The 1816-nt window shown below is 51.5% G+C and carries 1 protein-coding gene and 1 pseudogene; one reads left to right on the top strand and one right to left on the bottom strand.

Going from position 1 to position 1816, the window contains the following annotated elements:
• Nucleotides 1–332 precede the first annotated feature (332 nt).
• Complete coding sequence (locus LKK83_RS17050; protein WP_324632445.1) at nt 333–1313, top strand: RusA family crossover junction endodeoxyribonuclease; 981 nt, start codon at nt 333–335, stop codon at nt 1311–1313.
• Nucleotides 1314–1636: 323 nt separating this feature from the next.
• Here the strand turns inward: LKK83_RS17050 and LKK83_RS17045 are convergent.
• A pseudogene (locus tag LKK83_RS17045) lies at nt 1637–1816 on the bottom strand (photosystem II q(b) protein); the annotation flags it as partial.

The following is a 1816-nucleotide window of genomic DNA, read 5'->3' as shown; positions in this document are numbered from 1 at the left end:
TGCGGGGGACCGGGGGTCAGTCGCTCGGCTTATATCCCCACGGATAAATCCGGGGGCTTTACGCCGATTCTCGGTAACTGACTTAACTAGCCCAATACACATTTGCCCTGTTCTGTCAACTCTTTTTACGCTCACCGGCGCTTTAGCTGTTCTAGGGGGGTTGTTTGATTTTTTCGTCAACTGCGATATGACAATTCAGCCTTTCCACGACTCTTTTTTTTGCCACAGCAAGTTATCTTCATGGACTACAATAGGTGCTTGTGACTGGTCGCGCCCCCTCTGGGGTCTGGCGCAGCACTGATTTGTCTAAACGCTTTCATCTTTTTTTGTCCATGCCATCTCTGTCTTTAACTCAATCACTGCGAAAAATGCGCGATCTGCGCGCTTTATGCGAGCGAAATTACCTGAAACAATGGGCACCGAGGCTGGTTTCCCTCGACGCACTGGCACGGCGAATTATTCGCGAACACAAGCAGTGTCAGTCTGCTACCGCAGTGGGACTCCTCCATGCCCGGAATGCTGGGGAGTTGCTCCTGCAAGCTCAGGCGCTCCTTGCACCGGAACAATGGCGTTACTGGTTGGCAGATTGTTGCAGTTTGTCGGAAAAAACGGCTCAAACTTACATCAATATCACCGCTGGATGGTCCGGATCTGAGGGTTCTGTGTGCTTTGATACGGATGGTGTGCCAGATGATTGCCCTGCTGATGGGGTGTTACCCTCCGGGGAAAACCCCCCTGATGAAACTACGACAAACGCGAAAGGTGAAATACAACCCCCGCTTGTCGTTGTTGCCGAACTGATGAACCATTCCCCAAATCCGCACCGGAAGCGTCAAACAACACTCTCGCCGTTTGAGAAATTAGTGCAAGAGTCGAAAGCTGCCAAACCGAGCGATCGCCCACCGATTGCAGAACAGCTACAAACGAACTCCCCTACTACCTTGACGTTTTGGATTCCCGGATCCGTGACGCCGAAAGCTCGTCCCCGCGTTACCCTGAACGGAACTTATCTTCCGAAGCGCTATCGGGAATGGCGACTCAGAGCCGAGGGTGAAATTCTCATGCAGTTGCAGCAAATTCACCCGACTCCGGCGCTCCCTATTGAACGGGCGGCGCTGCGGATTTTGTTGTGCGGAAAGCATCGCGGTGATGGAGATAATGCGATCGGTAGCGTCTGCGATGCGTTGGTGGGTGCTGGGGTGCTGCAAACGGATAGTCTCAAGCACTTGTGTTATGGCAGTTGGAAGCACGTTCCCCATAGAGAAACCGGCGTGAAAATTCAACTGAAGCTGTTGGAGGATAAGCAGGCATGATGCGGTGGTTCTTCTGTGGTACTTATGTATAGGATGCTTTGTATTGTGCTCTCATGGGATGAGAAGTCGGTAGGCTCGGGCAGCACAAAAAGGTCTGGATGTCCGACGAGCGATAGATCCGACTCCTCCTCCTGAGTCCTCCCTACCTCAAAAATGTCCGCGCAAAACACCCCTTTGGGTTTTGCGATCGGCCAATTTCTCTTTTAGTATATTTTGGGCTATTTTAAAATTTAAACAGTATAACTCTTTTTACAGCTATTCCTCTCTCCAAACAAAAAGCGCCCTCCCGAAGGAGAGCGCTTTTAATTATCGCAAGCTAAATCTTAGCCGTTGATTTCAGGGGCAGTTAAAGCCACCGGAGTGGTTTCGCCTGCAGCCAAGTCTAAGGGGAAGTTGTGAGCGTTACGCTCGTGCATCACTTCCATACCCAGGTTGGCGCGGTTGATCACGTCGGCCCAGGTGTTCACCACGCGACCTTGAGAGTCGATGATGGACTGGTTGAA

This window comes from Phormidium sp. CCY1219 (assembly GCF_035615515.1).
GTDB lineage: Bacteria > Cyanobacteriota > Cyanobacteriia > Cyanobacteriales > Laspinemataceae > CCY1219.
This window is presented reverse-complemented; position numbering and strand designations above follow the sequence as displayed.